Here is an 18,876-nt window from a genome sequence, read left to right as displayed (position 1 = left end):
CCGACCTAGCGTTCATTTGGCTCTTTTTCTGAGCCAAATTAATGCAGCCGGGGAGCAGAATGAGAGCTTACCTCTTATTGTTGTGCAAAATATTGTGAAAACCTTCCTTCTAATTCATTGAATTGTTTTGTCAAACTCTGACTTAATTTAGTCTCCTTATTTGCCTCAGTTATTTTTGCCATTTGATTTAGGAACGACATACCAAGTTGTACGTTCTGTCCGCCAATAAATTTGTTTTTGCTCTTAGATACATCGGCAAGGTAAGTAAGTTCCTTTTGTATATAGGCTGCAGATTTTTCGATTAGAGCATTGGCTCTCTTGCTGTCATTCAAAGTATACAGATTCTCAGCCATAAAATATGCCCCCATCATAGAACGCATACCATAGAACTTATCAGGCATTACTTCGAAATAACGGTTCGCAACTTTTTTAGCATCTTCAATTTTTCCTTCTTTAACAAGACCGGTAATAGCATTATTAAACATGCTTGTAAAAATAGAGATATCGTCTGATGATTGCGTGTCAAGATAACGCGCATTCTTTACATTGCCCCATTTGAATTTATTCATCAGGTTATTGTATAGAACAGGCGTATTTACCAAATCGCTTTTTCCAGCGGCGCTATCTATTTTTAAAGGCATTAGTCGTATCGCAAGCCCTTCGTTATATAAATAGTTGTCCAGGCCATTGTATTGCTCTGAAGGCACTGTACTGGCAAAATAAATTGGTCTTTTCCAGTTATTGTGAACAAGGATGTCAAACATTGCTAAAGTACCTTTAGTAACGTAGTTCTTATTAAATTTCCATTCAAGAGCAGGAACAATTTTAGCTGAGTCTGCGGCATTAACTACCCCGTTTTTAATGACGTCAGCACGGTTTACAGTAAGTTTAAAATTTTTGGTTGGGATAAAGTTTTCTTTTGTACCGTCATTTAAGGGAAGTTTATCTTCATCATTATCAGAAGTTAATACTTCAAAAATCTTACTCAGTTCAATTGAACCTGCAATTTTATAATCCTGATAATACATTACATCTCTATTGCCTTGTACATATTGAGATTCTTTCATGCTTATCGGCAATGGCTCAGATTCATTTTGCTTACGCTTCATTCCATTTATATACCAATCAGTATCAAATAAGCTTAGGTTTACCAGACGGATATCTGGTCTAACATTTTCAACTTCCTGTATGTACCAAAGCGGATAGGTATCATTATCACCGTAGGTAAATAGAATTGCATTTGGTGCACAAGACTCTAAATAATCAACCGCTATATCATGAGCAACAAGCTTAGTAGAACGATCATGATCATCCCATCCTTGTGCCGCCATAATTACGGGTGCAGCAAACAATCCAACAACTGTTGCCAGAACAGCACCTGTAGCAGGGGTGACCTTCTTAAATAGCCACTCTTTTAAAGCCAATGCTCCCAGACCTATCCATATAGCAAAGGCATAAAAGGATCCGGCATAGGCGTAATCCCGCTCCCTTGGCTCCATAGGCTTTTGATTAAGATACAATACAATAGCCATACCAGTAAAGAAGAATAACAAGGCTATTATACCTGCATCTTTTTGATTACGTTGGAAATGCCATATTGCTCCCAGCAGTCCTAATATAAGCGGCAAAAAGAAGAATCTATTGTATGCATTATTGTCGGTTATAGTTGGAGGGAGGTGAGTTTGATCGCCCAGGCGAGCAGCATCTATCGGTTTAATCCCACTTAACCATTGACCTTCGTACAAACTTCCTTGTCCCTGATCGTCATTTTGACGACCAACAAAGTTCCACATAAAGTATCTCATGTACATCTGGCCGGTCTGATAGCCAAAAAAGAATCCAATATTATCTATAAGATTAGGGAAATGGGTATCATCAAAGCCCATCATATCCTTATAATAACCTATATGTCGCGCATCATCACTATACATTCTCGGAAAAGGGGTAGTTCTGTCGTACTCGTAATCAGTTTTTCTTCCAGCTACTTCATATTTTTCAGCACCTTTTCTGTATAGGGTTTTACCCTGTTTAATATCAACCTTTTGTGAGTTATAGTTAGGCCCAAATAGTAATGGTCTATCGCCATATTGTTCCCTGTTAAGGTATCCCAGAAATGAAAAAGCATTATCGGGATCACTATTATTTAGATTAGGATCTGCCTTCGCACGAATAATGATCATTGCAAAAGAGCCATATCCGAATATGATTAATACTGTAGATAATAGCGCAAGGTTGAGGATCTTCTTTTGGTGTTTTATCGAATATCTAATACCCCAAACAATACCACCTATTAATAATATTGCAAAGAAAATAACACCCGACCCAAAACCAAAACCTAAGGTGTTTACAAAGAACAAGTCAAAATAAGCACCGAAAGAAACCAGGTATTGAATGATGCCGTATTGTATAAAGGCTAAAATTAGAATGCCAATTAATCCCGTTTTTACAATACCTGAAGTAGTAGCTTTTTTAGTTTTCCTAAAGTAATAAACAAAAGCAATTGCAGGTATGGTTAGCAAGTTTAGTAAGTGGATGCCTATTGAAAGCCCCATAATGTAGGCGATAAATAACAACCACCTGTCAGCACGAGGTTCGTCGGCATGTGCTTCCCATTTTAATATAGCCCAGAAAACTATAGCTGTAAATAGTGAAGATAGCGCATATACTTCAGATTCAACTGCCGAAAACCAGAAGCTATCAGAGAATGTATAAGCAAGGGCTCCAACAACACCAGCTCCCATAATAGAGATTAGGTTGGCTTTAGAAATCTCTTCTTTATCTTTTATTAAGATCTTTTTGGCTAGGGCAGTAATTGTCCAGAACAAAAATAATATAGTAGCACCACTTGCAACTGCAGAACCCACGTTCATGAAATATGCTACTTTAGTAACATCGCCAAGAGCAAGTAAAGAGAAGAATCTCTGGATCATTAAAAATAAAGGCGCTCCTGGTTGATGCACCACCTGCATTTTTAGAGCAGAAGCTATGAATTCGCCACAGTCCCAAAAACTAACAGAGGGCTCTAGAGTTAAAATATAGGTTAAGGTAGCAATGGCAAAACAGAACCAACCGGTAATGTTATTGATTTTTGAATAATTCATTTCGTTATCAAGTAGTTACTAATGTAAAGGCAATTAATTGCGTCCGAAAATAAAGAATAAGATTGATAATCGTATAATCTAAAGCTGTGTTTAACAAATTTAACGTTCCTGCTTAAGATAATCACTACTTATAATATAGACGATATTGTATGAATTCAGTTATTGTAAAAATGTACGATTAGATTAAAACATGGCTTTATTCCTTAGTATATGCTGTATTCTGTATACATTATTTAAGTAACGTTCATGTAGTGAAAAAATAATTATAAAAATATGATTAGATTAACTGATTGATTTATTGGGAGTAATAAGCAGGGTGGGCTATTTGATATAAAATATTTTATATTTTTTTTATTTGCCCCTTGCAAAATTGAAAAATGTGCGTAGATTTGCATTCCATTTCAAAGCAACCTTTTTAATGGAAGATTGTCCGATAGTATAAGGGTAGTACAACGGTTTTTGGTACCGTTTGTCTTGGTTCGAATCCAGGTCGGACAACTAAACAATATTCGGATTGTGAATTAAACCGCAATCCGATTTTTTTTAACCAGTATTGAAACTTTTCAATAATGCCATTGCAATTTAACCCAGTTAAACTTTTTGCCGGAACCGGTACTAAAGATTTAGCACATAAAATTGCCGAAAGTTACGGCAAGCCTCTTGGTAATGTAACCTTAAGCAAGTTTAGCGATGGTGAGTTTCAGCCTTCTTATGATGAAACTGTAAGGGGGTGTGATGTATTTCTTATCCAATCTACCTATCAGCCTTCTGATAATTTAATGGAACTGTTATTAATGATTGATGCTGCAAAAAGAGCATCTGCACATTATATAACTGCGGTTGTTCCTTATTATGGATTAGCCAGACAAGATAGGAAAGATAAACCAAGGGTTGCAATCGGAGCTAAATTAGTAGCAAATCTTTTAAAATCTGCAGGTATCCACAGGATCATGACCATGGACTTACATGCAGCTCAGATTCAGGGATTTTTTGATATTCCGGTTGATCACCTTGATGGTTCAGTAATTTTTGTTCCTTACATAAAGAGTTTAGGGCTTGAAAACTTAACCATAGCATCACCAGATATGGGTGGATCTTACCGTGCGCGTACTTTTGCTAAGTTCTTTAATGCTGAGGTAGTGATTTGCGATAAGCGCCGTAAGCGTGCTAATGAAATAGAATCTATGTCTATAATTGGAGACGTAGTAGGGTTAGATGTGGTGCTTATTGATGATATTTGTGATACTGCAGGTACATTAGCTAAGGCTGCAGCTTTAATTATGGAAAAGGGTGCGAAAAGTGTAAGAGCGGTTTGTACACATCCGGTATTATCAGGCAAGGCATATGAAACTGTTGAAAATTCGATGCTAACCGAATTGATTGTAACAGATACGATTCCTTTGAAACAAGATAGCCCAAAAATAAGAGTGCTTTCAACAGCTCCATTGTTTGCAAAAGCAATTGCTAATGTGAATGAGCATGGATCAATTAGTGATCTTTTTAACGTTTAATATTAATAACTATATATAATGAAGCCGTTAAGGTTTCAAAACATTTAAAAAACAAAAAAATGAAAACAATCGCAATTAGCGGTTCTCCAAGAGAGAACGTAGGGAAACGCGATGCTAAAGAGCTTCGCTATGAAGGCAAAGTTCCTGCAGTATTGTATGGTGGTAAAGAACAAGCACATTTTGCTGTAGTAACAACTGAATTAAAGGATGCTATTTATACACCAGAAGCTAACTTTGTTGAGATTACCTTAGGTGGTAAGAAAATCAAAGCTATTATCAAAGAATTACAATTTCACCCATTAACTGATTTATTATTACACGTAGATTTTCTTCAGTTATTTGATGACAAAGAAATTCTAATGGAAATCCCTGTTAAATTAACCGGAACTTCTCCAGGTGTTAAAATGGGTGGTAAACTAGTTCAAAAATTACGTAAACTTCGTGTTAAAGCATTGCCTAAAGATATGCCTCAAACAGTTGAAGTAAGTATTGCGAAATTAGAAGTGGGTAATTTATTCCGTGTTCGTGACCTTCAAAAAGGCGCATACGTTATTACTAACACTCCTGAAGATACTATCGTTTCTGTAGGTATGTCAAGAGCATTAAAACAAGCAGAGCAAGAAGCTAACAAGAAATAATTCGAATTAGCTAAATATAAAAAGCAGCACTAAGATAATTAGTGCTGCTTTTTTTGTGAAAATAGAATTACAGAAAATGCATGTCGCGTAAACTATTATCTTTGCAGCAATGAAATACTTAATAGTTGGTTTAGGAAATATAGGACCTGAATATGCTTATACAAGGCATAATATTGGATTTAATATAGCTGATGAGTTAGTTAAGCAGCTGGGTGGTACTTTTTCTAATTTACGGCTTGCCTATTATTCTGAAGTTTCGTTTAAAGGCAAGAAGCTACACGTAATAAARCCAACTACTTTTATGAATTTAAGTGGTAAGGCAGTAAATTATTGGATGCAGGAGCTGCGTATCCCCTTAGAAAATGTTCTGGTTATTGTAGATGATCTTGCCTTGCCACTTGGCAAGCTGCGATTAAAGATGCAGGGTAGCAGCGCAGGACACAATGGCTTAAGAAGTATTGAAGGTTTGTGCGGTGGACAAGGATATCCTCGTTTACGCTTTGGGATTGGTGATGATTTTCCCAAAGGTAGACAAGCCGATTATGTCCTTTCAAACTTTTATAAAGAAGAGCAGCCGGAATTGCCAGCACTGATAGATACAAGCGTAGAACTAATTAAAAGCTTTGTAACCATTGGCCCGGCAAAAACTATGACAGCCTTTAATAAGTAACTGTAGTATATTTGGTTATTTTCTCATGTAGGGTGGCAAGTTCAAAGGGTTTGCTTATTACATCATTTGCCCCCGCATCCATAGCAGTTTTAGTATCCGTTTCCATAACTGCAGCCGAAAATGTAATTATTGGGATGTTTTCTTTCCCTTTGGCATAACCATTTCTAATCATCCTGATTGCGTCTAAGCCATTTAAAACAGGCATAAAGGTATCCATCAAGATAAGGTCATAATGATTCTCTTTTAGCTTGTTTATTGCATCTTTCCCGTTTTCTACAACGTCTGCATCAATCATCCAATCCTTTAATATCTTCACAATAAGAAATTTATTGATTGGATTATCTTCTGCTACAAGAATTTTGACATTATCGAAAGGAGTGAAATTTTCTTTAGCTACTTTCTGAATGGGTAGTGTTTCTTTTACAATTTCGTACCAGTTTGTAAAACAGAATGTGCTTCCTTTATTTTCTTCACTAAATACTTCAAGGTAGCCGCCTTTGAGTTTGGCAAGGTTTTTTACTATAGATAACCCCAAACCTGTGCCGCCAAACTTTACCGTAGTTTGCTCATCGGCCTGTTCAAACGTCTCGAATATTTTCTCAATGTTTTCCGAAGCTATTCCAATGCCTGTATCAATTACAGAAAATTTAACCTGAATATTATTCCCTTTGCTATTAAGAATTTCTACCCTTAATGTAACACTGCCTTGAGATGTAAATTTAATTGCATTACCTATCAGATTCATTAAAATCTGGTTTAAACGCAATGAATCTGCAAGTACATGGACTGGAAGTTCAGGGGCTAATTCCATTTCTAAATTCAGTTTCTTCTCTTTTGCCCTTATACGTAAAAGATTAATAACTGAATTGCAAACGTTTTGGATATCAGTTGGAGTTCTATTAATTCTAAATTTGCCAGCCTCAATTTTTGATAAATCCAATATGTCATTAATAACGCCCAACAATGAACTAGAAGATATTTCAAGTAATGAAATCATCTCTCTTTGTTCCTCGGTTAAAGTGGTTCTTTCCAGCAGATGGGCAAGACCAATGATCCCGTTTATAGGAGTGCGGATTTCATGGCTCATATTGGCAAGAAAATTTTCTTTTATTCTTTTGCCCTGCTCAGCTTCTTCTTTAGCTTTTATAAGTTCCTTTTGATAAGCTTCCAGTTCTTTGTTCTTTGTTTTTATCTCACGTTGGTTTCTTATAAATTGTATAAAAGAATCAACTTTAGCTGAAGTGATAAACGGATCTAATGGTTTATATAAATAGTCAACAGCGCCGGAATTTAATCCTTTTACCGCATATTTTGTTTCTTTAGAAATTGCTGTTACAAATATGATTAATATGTCTTTTGTTCGAGGATTACTTTTTAGTATTTCAACAAGTTCAAATCCATCCATTTCTGGCATTTGAACATCAACCAAAGCAATTGCAATATCCATTTCCCAGGAAATTCTAAGTGCTTCATTTGGGTTTGTGGTACTAATTATATTAATATCATTTCTCTGTAGCAGTGCCTCAAGCGCTATTATGTTTTCAGGCCTGTCATCAACAATCAATATATTAATCTTCTCCATGTTTTATCTTATCTGAGTGTTAATGTTAACCTATTTTCTGGTAAATGTTGTTTTTTTTGTCTATGATTTTAAATCTGCCTATTTCAGTGCTTCTTAGTGTTTCCTTGGATCCTAAACATAAAAAGCCAAAATTAGCTAAACTATTGTAAAATAATTCAATTACTCTTTTTTGTAAGTCTGTATTAAAGTAGATAAGTACATTCCGGCAGGATATTACTTGAAATTCGTTGAATACCCCATCAGAAGCCAAATTATGAACAGAGAATAGCACATTTTTCTTTAAAGAATGATTAATTTTTGCAGCATCATATTTTGCCGTATAATAATCAGACAGTGTATGTATTGTGCCGGTTTTATGGAAGTTTTCAGAATATTGCTTCATTTTTTGCAAATCATAGATTCCATTCCGGGCATATTCCAGGACATCTACATTGATGTCTGTCCCATAAAAAAAGCATCGTTCGTACAAGTTTTCTTCAGAGAAAAGTATGGCGTAAGAATAAAGTTCTTCTCCGGTAGAGCATCCAGCATTCCAAACTTTGATTCTTTGATAAGATCTTAAATAAGGAATTACATTAGTAGCTACTGATTTGAAAAATAAAGGATCCCTAAACATTTCAGTTACGTTTACCGTCACTTCAACTAAAAAATTCTCAAAATAATCAGGATCATTTGTTAATAATATGCGCAAGTCAAACAGCGATAGCCTTTGAAGTTGCATAATTCTGGTAACCCTTCTTTTTAGAGAAGCAGCAGAATAATCTCCAAAATCAAAACCATGAACATTTCTGATAAAATCTACCAGATCGGCTAGTTGCTCGTACGTTATTGTGTCTGATGATTGATCCATATTAGCTTAACCAAACTCTTAGCATTGATAGCAGTTTATCCATATCTACCGGTTTAGATATGTAATCATTGGCACCCGCCTCAATACATTTCTCCCTATCATTTTTCATGGCTTTTGCTGTTAAAGCAATAATTGGAAGTTTCGAAAAGCGCTTCTCGCTTCTAATTGCTTTCATCGCTTCGTATCCATCCATTTCGGGCATCATAATATCCATTAGAACCAAATCAATCTGTTCGTTCTCGGCCAATCGTTCAAGCGCCTCTCTTCCGTTGTTTGCAATTACAATATTTATATCGTAGAGTTGCAAGGCACTGGAAAGAGCAAAAATATTACGCATATCATCATCGGTAATTAGAATGGTTTTGTCTTTTAATGCTTTTTCAATAGTGGATAGGCCCTTACTTTTATTTTGTGTTTGAATCGTGGATCGGTCGCTTTGTTTAAGCTTGTTCATGAAAAGACTGACCTCATCAATTAATCTGTCATTTGATTTGTTTGATTTCAGAACCATGGCTTCTGTATATCTCATGATATGAGCCATTTTTTCATCGCTTAATTCCATCGCTGTATTTATGATTACAGGCACGTGGGCAAGGGCCGGTTGCGATTTAATCGTATCCAGCAGATCGAATCCGGAAATATCTGGAAGCTTTAGGTCGAGGATAATACAATCAAATGTATGTTCTTCCAGCAGGGCTAATGCCTCTTTACCTGTAAAGGCTTGTTTTACATCAACACCTTTATCGGTAAGCTGCTGGGTTAAAACTTTACTATGAAGCTCCTGGTCTTCAATTACTAAGACTGTATTAAAATTATATTTTATGTACGCTGAACTTAATAGTTCAAACGCCTCGTCAAGTCTATCCTTTTCAATAGGTTTTTTGAGGAAGCCTATTGCGCCTTCTTTTTTTGCCTTACTTTCCTTTTCATTACCTGCCGACATCATGTGTACAGGGATATGTTTTGTTTTGGGGTTTTCTTTTAGCTTTTTAAGTATTGTCCATCCGTCCATAACGGGCAGCATAATATCCAAAACAATAGCATCTGGAAGTTCAGATATAGCCATTTCCAATCCAACATCTCCACTATGAGCAAGAAGAGGTTTAAAACCCTTTTCTATAGCGTAATCATTCAGTACGTCTGCAAAGACAACGTCATCTTCCACTATTAGTAATGTTTGAACTGTGCCGTTCTTGACTGGAAGTAGTACAGGCTCAGGAATTAAAGGAATAATTTTAGCCTCTTCATTTATTTGGTTAATTATCTCTTTCGGATTATTTGAGGTATTTTCCTCAGGGATAAAAAGTGTGAAGGTGCTTCCTAAACCAGGATCACTTATTACCTGAATTTCGCCTCCAAGTATATATGCAAGTTCCTTGCTAATAGATAAGCCCAAGCCCGTGCCACCATATTTTCTGCTTGTCGATCCATCGGCCTGTTGGAATGCCTCAAATATTAGCTTCTGCTTATCTTCCGGTATTCCAATTCCAGAATCCTTTACCGTTATAGCTATTATATTCTTATTTAAGTTTCTCAACTGCTCAGAGTAGAACTTCGTCCCTTTTGCCGCACTGCTTAGATTTAAAGATATCTCTCCATGCTCTGGAGTAAATTTAAAGGCATTTGAAAGGAGGTTCTTCACAATTTGTTCCAGCCTTGCCTGATCAGTAAATATAGATTCGGGTAAGTTTTGTTCAAGAGTGGTTTTAAAAGTGATTTTCTTACTTCTGGCCAATTCGCTAAACAATGCATCCATATCTTGTTGAATGGCCTTAGGCGAGACGTGTTCTATTGTCAGATCTATTTTGCCTGATTCAATTTTCGAAAGATCAAGAATGTCGTTAATAAGCGTTAACAGGTCGGAGCCCGCATTATGTATAACCCCTGCATATTTAATCTGATCTTCGTTTAAATTTTCAGGTCTGTTCTCTTTTAATATTCTTGCCAGAATCAATATGCTATTCAAAGGAGTTCTTAACTCGTGACTCATATTGGCCAAAAACTCAGATTTGTATTTGCTTGAAACTTCCAGCTCTTCAGCCTTTAAGCTCATTGCTTCCCGGGCCTGGTTTACTAGAATATTACGTTCTTCAAGCAATTGAGCTTTTTCTTCCAGTTCGGCATTGGTTTGGCGCAGTTCCTCTTGTTGTACCCTAAGTTCTTCTTCTGATGCCTGTAGCTGTTCTGATTTATACACCAGTTCTTCATTTGTTGTGCGAAGCTCTTCCTGCTGACTTTCCAACTCTTCGGCCTGCTGTTGAGTTTGTTCAAACAAGGCCCTTAATTTAACACGTGCTACTGCACTGTTTATTCCTACACCAATGCTTTCGGCAATTGTGTTTAAAAACACTAGCGTAGATGAATCTGGTTCTTTATTTAAACCTAACTCTATTACCGCTAGCGTTTCGTTTTCGAATAGTATTGGAAGCAGAAAGATATGGCTTGGAAGGGTGCTGCCTAACCCCGATTGAATCTTTATATAATCTGAAGGAACTTTGTTAAGCAGTTTGGATTGCTGCTCAAGAGCTGCCTGTCCAACCAATCCTTCACCAAATTGATATTCCTTTATGGTTCCTTTTGTATTTTCAAATGCATAACCACCAATAAATTTGATGGTTTTTTTTGAACGATTAACCAGAAATACTGAACCAACAGGTGCATGTATATAATTACATATTGAGGTTATTATTTTTGTGCATAGCTCATCAGCCCCCTGCTCTCCACGCATAGCCTCATTTACAGCTGTTGCGCCAGATAGCAACCAGTTTTTTTGTTCGTTTTCAGCCGAAATCCGTTCCAGTTCTATATTAGAGTCTCTGATGTGATTTTCTGTTAGTTTTTGCTGGTCAAAAGTTCTTCTAATATAGGAGAATAGAAACAAGATTAAACAAAAAATGACTACCGCACTTATCATAACCACTCCTTCGCTTTGCTTGCTGCTATTTACAATGGCGGCTTTTCTTTTGGCAAGGAGGTTAAGCTCGGTTTCAATTATTTTGTTGCCTGTTTTTAAGATTTGAGTTTTATAAAGCTGGCCTAGCCCTGCCATTACACGGGATACGGCAGCTTCTTTCCCATTTGATTCATAAGCGCTAAGCACCCCTTTCATCTCTTCAGTTTTAGCGTGTGCATATTGGTTTAKAGAATCAATTCTGATCTGTTGCTCAGCGTTGTCATTTGTTAACCTCTTTAATTCGGCTATTGTAGGTAGAATCTTTGATGCATTGGCATCGTAAGGCTTAAGGTATTGTTTGTCGCCAGACAAAACAAACCCCCTGATGCTGGTTTCTGAGTTTAAAACCTGAAACTCGACGTCTTTTATCAGATTGATCACATCGTAAGTATGGCTCTGCCATTTTGTATCTTGATTTAGCTTATCAATACTTAGATAGGATGTGATTGCTGATACCAAAACAAATAACAAGGATACAGCAAATCCTGTTAACACTTGTTGTTTAAAAGATAATTTAAACATATATTAAGTTAATAAATATTGAAGCTCTTAAAAAATAAATACAATGATAGTACTTGTTAAGACAAGTTGACTAACTATTGTAAGATAAATTTAATGTAATTCCCTTAAACATTGATTATAAGTTACCCCAATTGGGATAATTTGCTCGCCAATCCAGATTTGAGTGCGATCATACTTACTAATCTTGTCCTTTGAAACTATAAAAGCGCGGTGTGTTCTAATAAATGATTTTGCAGGAAGCAACAGGAGCATTTCACTTATAGGGATCCGAGTACTAAGAAGTGGCTTGTTTGCAAGGTGAATAAGGGTATAGTTACCCGAAGCCTCTATATATAATATGTCTTCAATTTGTACCTTTATTTGCTCATAGCCGTCTTTAATAAAAATGGCAGCAGGTTGCTCTTCATTTTCTGTCTTATTTCTAAGATTATAGAATTCTTGAGCTTTGTTGCATCCTTTTAAAAAGCGGGCAAGTGAAAATGGCTTTAATAAATAATCTACAGCGTCTAGTTCAAAACCCTTAACCGCATGTTCAGAATATGCGGTTGTAAAAATAACCATTGGAGGATTCGTTAGGCTATTCAAAAAATCAATGCCACTAATATCGGGCATCTTTATATCTAGAAAAATTAAATCGATTTTATTGTTTTGCAGATAGGAGATAGCCTCAAAAGCATTTACAAATGTAGCTTTGAGTTCAATAAACGGAACTTTAGACGCATGCGATTCTATTATATCCAGTGCTATCGGTTCATCATCAATTGCTATTGCCAGCATTTTTTAATATCATTTGTTATCTAATAGTAGAGCTTTTGTTGGCACAATATAACACATCTTTAATAAGTTTGCCTTGATGTAATTATTATAATTGTAGTGTTAAATGAATAAAAAACTCATTGGCACTTTCCCTAATGATCAATTCATGCTTCCTAGGATACAGCAGTGCAAGCCTTTGTTTTACATTTTGTAAGCCGATACCACTTTTAAGTTTCTCGGGGTCATTATCCGGTTTAATGTGGATGCTGTTATTTACATCAAAATACAGGGTGTTCTCTTTGGTCTGCAATGTGATTTTTATATGCGATGGATGCTGTAAACTAACCCCATGTTTAAAGGCATTTTCTACAAAAGGGATGAGTAACATGGGAGCAATCTGCTGACTGTTTAGTTGCTCTTCAATTTGAGTTTCTATTGAAATCGAAGCTGAACGGGAAGTTCTTAACTTCTGCAAAGCAATGTAGTTATTAAGGTAATCCACATCTCTGGTCAGGGAAATTTTGTCTTGTAGGTTTTCCTGAAGCATAAACCGCATCATATCGCCTAATTTCTGAATACCCTCGCCGGTACGTTCGGCTTTTTCTTGCAAAGCAGTTCCGTACAACGTGTTTAGTGCATTAAATAAAAAGTGTGGATTAATTTGCGACCGCAGGAAACTTAAGCTCGCATCAGACTTTCCAAGTTCAGTTTTTAAGCTGTTAAGCTCTATGTTAGAATCATTCCTTTTTTTATAAATATACCAAGATAGAGGTGCGCTTATAATGAGTTGGGTAGGGATATGGAAGGCTATTACAACACCAGCCATTTCGGCATGGTTGCTAAACATTAGTGCAATAAGCGCAAGTGGCAGACAAGATGCGATGGTAATGAAAAATATCTTCCAGAAGTAGTTCCAAAAGCGCTTTCCAGATTCTTTGACCTGGGGGATAAGATAGTATAATGAAAAGATAACAAGAGCTATTGTTGAACAAATCACAAGTGTCCAGCATACTATAACCTCAAACGGCGATGATGTAGCTATTAGTAACAACAGGCCCACAAACCAAAATGCTGCTCCGAAAACTGCCTCTAACTTAGTACGGTTATACGGATCATTACCTGTGTTTTCATTTTCCTTAATACTAACAATCAGTTTTTTAAGAGCTACATAGATGGTAATGACTAATATCAACCATGCAGAGTACGTAAATCCTTTAAAAAAGAAGTGGTTGTAGGCATCCTGAGTGCTATTGAAATCGGGGAACATATATACCTTGCTATAGGTATAGGTGATGCTGGTGATTAATCCGATCCCCAGAAACAGGCCTACTAAAATAACCAGCGACAAGGCTCTGTTATTTGGTTTAAAAAGAGCAGGTATAATGCAGAAATTCAATAAGAGAAAACTAAAATATAGTATTGAAAAACGGAACAGTTCCGGAATAAGATAATTCGAAACATATGAATACTGCATATTGGCACCTTTGGCTAAATACTCCAGGTGACTTGGAGTGCTGTCTCCCGAATTTGAAACCAGTAAAAGGATGGCAAACCCATAAAGGCTGGTAGCTATCCAAAATTCAACCTTCGTTAGTTCTGATAATTTCATTTGCTGTTGATTAATATTTTTTAATTTTCAATACACTTTGTTGATGCAATAGTACAACGACTATGGGTTACAAAATTTAAAATGTGATGAAACCTTTAAAAAATGTGACGAATTATGATTTGAAATCTTTTTTTTAAGTTTGCCATTATGATCGTATACGGAATACCAAATTGCAATACTGTTAAAAAAGCCATGACCTGGTTAACTGAAAATGGATTTAAACCTGAATTTCATGACTTTAAAAAAAAGGGAATCAGTGCCGAAAAACTAAATACCTGGTGTGATACATTTGGTTGGGAGAATGTACTTAACAAAAAAGGTACTACCTGGAAAAAACTAAGTACCGAGGAACAACAAGAGGTAAACAGTAAAGAAAGTGCTATTAAAGTTTTAATGATTTATACTAGTGCCATTAAACGTCCAATAATAGAAGTTGATGGAAAGCCCATTTTAATTAGCTTTAGTGAAGAAAATTACCAAAACGCTTTAAAATAGTATTTCGAAAAAATCATCTTAATAAAGGAACATTTTGCTGTTAATGTTTGTTAAATAGTTAACGTGACACTTAAACAGCGTTATATTTGAATATGCTTAAGAAACTTTTGTTTGCATTGATTTTAATGGCTCCTCTATCACTTTGGGCGCAAGATGTTGTTTCGGGAACTGTTTATGATTTTGAGATAAAGACTTTGCCGCTTCAGGAGGTAAATGTTAAGAATTTTAATAATAACCAAAGCACAAAAACGAAAGCCTCGGGTAATTTTTCGCTTGCAGCTAAGATTGGGGATGTATTGGAGTTTTCTTTAAATGGTTATCATAAAGACACACTTTATCTTACCAACCTTTCTCCAAAAACAGTATTCCTTCCTGGCAGTTCAACCAGTTTAAAGGAGGTAAAGATCTTAAGTGCAAAAATAAATCCTACAATTTTAGCTCCGGATCCTGAGGCTAAAGAATTTAAAAGGGTTGAGGCGGATGATTATAAAGGTAAACCTAATGTTTCAAGAGCTGGTGGCCTTAAGCTAAATTTGGGATATGGCAAGTATAAAGAGCAGCAGGCCAAAGTAAAGGATCTGGAAGAGAAGGATCAATACGAAAATGAGATAAAAAGTGTTTTTACTGAAGCCTATGTTTCAGATCTGGTAAAGTTAAAGGGTCAGGAATTAAAAGATTTTATGACCATGTACAGGCCACCTGTTGCAACAGTGCAAAGCAACAGGCCATTCGACTATAAATATTATACTGTTCAGGCCTACCATAAGTGGCTAAAATTGCCTCCATCTCAAAGAAAACCACCTCAGGTACCAAGGTTAAAGAAAAATTAATAAAGTCGTTACATTACCAGGGGATAGGTTGGATTTTATACCTTTATTTCCAAATCTATAAACTTAAACTTTTATATGTCTTACAAGTCAACCATACTAGTGGTATTGTTGTGCGCATTTGCTTTGACTACAGTAGCGCAGCAAACAGATCCAAATGCTGGTAATTACGATGCACATGCTGCATTTAGTCCACTTTTTTATACTAAAAATGGAAATGAATACAGATCAGCAAGTGGTTATCCGGGGCCAAAATACTGGCAGAATCATGCCGATTATTCTATTACTGCAGATTTGGATGAAGGAAATAATAAAATAACTGGTACCGTTACTATTACGTATAAAAATAATAGCCCAGATAAATTACCTTATTTATGGCTACAGCTTGACCAAAATCTATTTGCACCGGATTCTAGAGGAAATGCACTTATCGCTGCAGGAAGTAGGTATGGGGCCAGAGGTGAAAAGCTAAACGGCGGATATAAAATAGAAGGCTTAACTGTATTGCAAAAACAGAAAGAAGTTAAGTTTACCTCTTTGATAGAAGATACCCGTATGCAAATACGACTAGCCGAACCAATGGCTGCTGCAGGAGATGTAGTAACAATAAAAATGAATTTCTCTTTCGTTATTCCCATTAATGGATCTGATCGTATGGGGCATTTAACAACTAAAAATGGTGAAATATTCGCGATAGCGCAGTGGTTCCCTCGCATGTGTGTGTATGATGATGTTCTAGGATGGAATACCTTACCTTATTGGGGAGCAGGGGAGTTCTATTGCGAGTATGGTGATTTTGATTTCGCTGTAACCGCGCCAGCAAATCATATTGTTATGGGATCTGGTGAGTTGTTGAATCCACAAGAGGTTTTTACGCCTGTGCAATTACAACGATGGAATGAAGCAAAGGCTAGCGATAAAACAATATCTATAAGATCTGAATCTGAAGTTAAGGATCCAAAATCCCGCCCTGCTAAAGATAAACTCACCTGGAAATTTAAAATTAAAAATGCCAGGGATGTTGCCTGGGGATCGTCAAAAGCATTTGTTTTGGATGCTGCACGTATCAATTTGCCAAGTGGCAAGAAAGCACTGGCTGTTTCTGCTCATCCTGTTGAAAGTAACGGCAGCGATGGTTATGGCAGAGCGGTTGAATATGTTAAAACATCAATAGAGCATTATTCCGATAAATGGTTTGAATATCCGTACCCTATGGCTGTAAATGTTGCCAGTAATGTTGGGGGGATGGAATATCCGGGAATTGTTTTTTGTGGCTGGAAAGCCAAAAAAGGGAGTGCCTGGGGAGTTATAGATCATGAATTTGGGCATACTTGGTTTCCTATGATTGTGGGCAGTAATGAGCGTAAATATGGCTGGATGGACGAAGGCTTTAATACTTTTATTAATGGAATTTCATCGGCTGCATTTAATAATGGCGAGTACAAAAAAACTCCTGATGATATGCATAAGATTGCCGACAAGCAGCAAAGTCCGGAAGTAGAATATATAATGCTGAGCCCCGATGCTATGAGAGAACGTAATATTGGAGGGAATTTATACTATAAACCCGCTCAGGGATTGAATATATTGAGAAACGTAATACTAGGGGCGGATCGTTTTGATTATGCTTTTAGACAATACATAGATCATTGGGCTTTTAAGCACCCAATGCCAGATGATTTTTTCCGTTCTATCGAAAATGGTGCAGGAGAAGACCTTTCGTGGTTCTGGAGAGGATGGTTTCTTGAAAACTGGAAAATGGATCAGGCTATTGTTAGCGTAACAGAATCTAACAGGGATGAGGCCAGAGGGTATAACATAGTTGTTGCCAATCTGGAAAAAATGCCAATGCCGATTATTTTGGAGATTAAAACCAAAAGTGGTAAAACTGACCGTGTAAAAATCCCGGTTGATGTTTGGATGCGGAATAATGTATGGACCGTACCTTACCCTACAACTGAAGAGGTAGTGTCGGTTGTTTTGGATCCGGAGAATCTATTGCCCGATGTGAATAACGATAATAATAAATGGAAGAAAAACTAATAATGGGTTGTTTTTAAAGCGGCCGTCATCTCGACGATAGGAGAGATCTCTTGGTTATATTCATTCAAGAATCTTTCCTATCGTCGAGATGACGGTTTGTGCTGCAGCATGACGCAGCTACTTTTATTTAGTGGCTTTTGAAAAAACTTTCTTTCAGCTTTTGAGCATCAATTAATGGTTCAGGCTCATCGAGACGAATTAACCATCCTTTTTGCTTCAGCAAACTAATATCTTCTTTAGCAACAGAAAGATCCTTGCCTTTTATGCTTCTATTTATAACGATAGGAGGTTTAGGTTCAACATTAGCTGTTGTATGAAACAACACTTCAATATTAAACTTAGGCCAGATCTGTATGTCGCCAAGTTGATCTGAATAGATTTTTTTAGCTGAATGAGGAGCCAAAATGTTTGCGAACTCACCTTTAAAATTTCCACCTTTTTCAGTAGTTAAACTAACAAGTAATTGGAAAGACGTTTCATTTACGATATGAAAGTGTGCTACAGAATTACTGTGCTGATCTGTTACGATGGCAAGAAATACACCATCTTTTATAAACTCTGCCTGAGGTATAACAGGGGCAGGGCGGTTGGTAACAATGTCATTTTCTATAATTTCACCATGTACTAATGTTACTTTAGATGCCAAAACCGGTATTTCAAAATCATTGGCATCAGTAACACCGATGGTATCTTTGTCGATAATTCTGGTAATGTACCCTTCTAAATTCTCGTCAACAAAACGAACAAAGTCTCCTAGTTTGAAATTCATATATTTTTATTTATGTCCAAATTTAGTTATTCTTATTATTTTTGTGGCATGGCCATAGAAGAGCAGAAAAATAATCCATTACACGGAAAAACACTCGAGTTTATTCTAAAACAACTTGTATGGCACTATGGCTGGGAAGAATTGGGTCTTCTTGTTAAAATTGCTTGTTTTAATAATAATCCTACTATGAATTCGAGCCTTAAGTTTTTACGTAAAACTGACTGGGCCAGGAAAAAAGTAGAGAAATTATACTTGAACACCTTTCATTAACGCGATTACTTTAAGACAGGTTCGATGCTGCTTCGAGGTTTGTTCGAGGGTGCTTCTGAAAAAAGTATCTGTTTTCCAAAGGGATCCCATACCAATTCTTAATCTGCTTTCATCCCAAACCCGAATACCCCATATAGAACTCTTATTATTTATTCTGTGAATCTTATGGTTTGAATAATTTTGTGTTAACCCCTTGATTTATAAAATGTATTGTCTTACCTTTGCAGTCCCTTATTGAGGGGTAAAGTTTTTAAACATAAAATAAGAAAAACAAAAAAGA

14 protein-coding genes are annotated in these 18,876 nt (G+C 36.4%); 7 read left to right on the top strand and 7 right to left on the bottom strand.

Features of this window, described 5'->3' with window-relative positions:
* Positions 1-74: 74 nt before the first annotated feature.
* On the bottom strand, positions 75-3,101 hold the full coding sequence (locus AC1DG9_RS04275) for a glycosyltransferase family 117 protein (RefSeq protein ID WP_337717218.1): 3,027 nt from the start codon (positions 3,099-3,101) through the stop codon (positions 75-77).
* 569 nt (positions 3,102-3,670) lie between these two features.
* Here AC1DG9_RS04275 and AC1DG9_RS04270 point away from each other — a divergent pair.
* From AC1DG9_RS04270 to pth, 3 genes are all read left to right on the top strand, one after another.
* Positions 3,671-4,612 carry a ribose-phosphate pyrophosphokinase gene (locus tag AC1DG9_RS04270; RefSeq protein WP_172661532.1) on the top strand — a complete coding sequence of 314 codons (942 nt, stop codon included), beginning with the start codon at positions 3,671-3,673 and terminating at the stop codon, positions 4,610-4,612.
* 59 nt (positions 4,613-4,671) lie between these two features.
* Positions 4,672-5,250: a 50S ribosomal protein L25/general stress protein Ctc gene (locus tag AC1DG9_RS04265; protein ID WP_172661531.1), complete on the top strand. Its 579-nt coding sequence runs from the start codon at positions 4,672-4,674 to the stop codon at positions 5,248-5,250.
* A gap of 109 nt (positions 5,251-5,359) precedes the next feature.
* The gene (pth, locus tag AC1DG9_RS04260; RefSeq protein WP_172661530.1) at positions 5,360-5,920 is read left to right on the top strand and encodes an aminoacyl-tRNA hydrolase; all 561 of its coding nucleotides are present in this window, start codon (positions 5,360-5,362) and stop codon (positions 5,918-5,920) included.
* Here the strand turns inward: pth and AC1DG9_RS04255 are convergent.
* The 5 genes from AC1DG9_RS04255 to AC1DG9_RS04235 all read right to left on the bottom strand — a co-directional run bounded on the left by AC1DG9_RS04255 (position 5,910) and on the right by AC1DG9_RS04235 (position 14,192).
* The gene (locus AC1DG9_RS04255; protein ID WP_172661529.1) at positions 5,910-7,502 is read right to left on the bottom strand and encodes a response regulator; all 1,593 of its coding nucleotides are present in this window, start codon (positions 7,500-7,502) and stop codon (positions 5,910-5,912) included. The two genes, pth and AC1DG9_RS04255, sit on opposite strands and share 11 nt — an antisense overlap.
* A 25-nt stretch (positions 7,503-7,527) precedes the next feature.
* Positions 7,528-8,352, bottom strand: coding sequence for a CheR family methyltransferase (locus tag AC1DG9_RS04250; RefSeq protein WP_288882848.1), 825 nt, complete (start codon positions 8,350-8,352; stop codon positions 7,528-7,530).
* 1 nt (position 8,353) lies between these two features.
* On the bottom strand, positions 8,354-11,827 hold the full coding sequence (locus AC1DG9_RS04245; protein WP_477634330.1) for a hybrid sensor histidine kinase/response regulator: 3,474 nt from the start codon (positions 11,825-11,827) through the stop codon (positions 8,354-8,356).
* A gap of 90 nt (positions 11,828-11,917) precedes the next feature.
* Complete coding sequence (locus AC1DG9_RS04240; RefSeq protein ID WP_288882852.1) at positions 11,918-12,604, bottom strand: LytR/AlgR family response regulator transcription factor; 687 nt, start codon at positions 12,602-12,604, stop codon at positions 11,918-11,920.
* Between the two features lie 85 nt (positions 12,605-12,689).
* Positions 12,690-14,192: a sensor histidine kinase gene (locus tag AC1DG9_RS04235; RefSeq protein WP_288882853.1), complete on the bottom strand. Its 1,503-nt coding sequence runs from the start codon at positions 14,190-14,192 to the stop codon at positions 12,690-12,692.
* A 147-nt stretch (positions 14,193-14,339) separates the two neighbouring features.
* Between AC1DG9_RS04235 and AC1DG9_RS04230 the strand changes: the two genes are divergently transcribed.
* The 3 genes from AC1DG9_RS04230 to AC1DG9_RS04220 all read left to right on the top strand — a co-directional run bounded on the left by AC1DG9_RS04230 (position 14,340) and on the right by AC1DG9_RS04220 (position 17,557).
* Positions 14,340-14,687, top strand: coding sequence for a Spx/MgsR family RNA polymerase-binding regulatory protein (locus tag AC1DG9_RS04230; protein ID WP_172661524.1), 348 nt, complete (start codon positions 14,340-14,342; stop codon positions 14,685-14,687).
* A gap of 92 nt (positions 14,688-14,779) precedes the next feature.
* On the top strand, positions 14,780-15,517 hold the full coding sequence (locus tag AC1DG9_RS04225; protein ID WP_288882855.1) for a hypothetical protein: 738 nt from the start codon (positions 14,780-14,782) through the stop codon (positions 15,515-15,517).
* A 75-nt stretch (positions 15,518-15,592) separates the two neighbouring features.
* A complete protein-coding gene (locus AC1DG9_RS04220) occupies positions 15,593-17,557 on the top strand; it encodes a M1 family metallopeptidase (protein ID WP_288882857.1) in 1,965 nt (654 codons plus the stop codon).
* A gap of 127 nt (positions 17,558-17,684) precedes the next feature.
* Here AC1DG9_RS04220 and AC1DG9_RS04215 read toward each other — a convergent pair whose 3' ends face one another.
* Positions 17,685-18,326 carry a hypothetical protein gene (locus AC1DG9_RS04215; protein ID WP_288882859.1) on the bottom strand — a complete coding sequence of 214 codons (642 nt, stop codon included), beginning with the start codon at positions 18,324-18,326 and terminating at the stop codon, positions 17,685-17,687.
* Between the two features lie 12 nt (positions 18,327-18,338).
* Between AC1DG9_RS04215 and AC1DG9_RS04210 the strand changes: the two genes are divergently transcribed.
* Positions 18,339-18,596, top strand: coding sequence for a VF530 family protein (locus tag AC1DG9_RS04210; RefSeq protein WP_394367893.1), 258 nt, complete (start codon positions 18,339-18,341; stop codon positions 18,594-18,596).
* Positions 18,597-18,876: the final 280 nt, after the last annotated feature.

Source organism: Pedobacter sp. 05L430, from assembly GCF_056397585.1.
The sequence above is the reverse complement of the archived record's forward strand: the minus strand, read 5'-3'. Positions and strand labels throughout refer to the sequence as shown.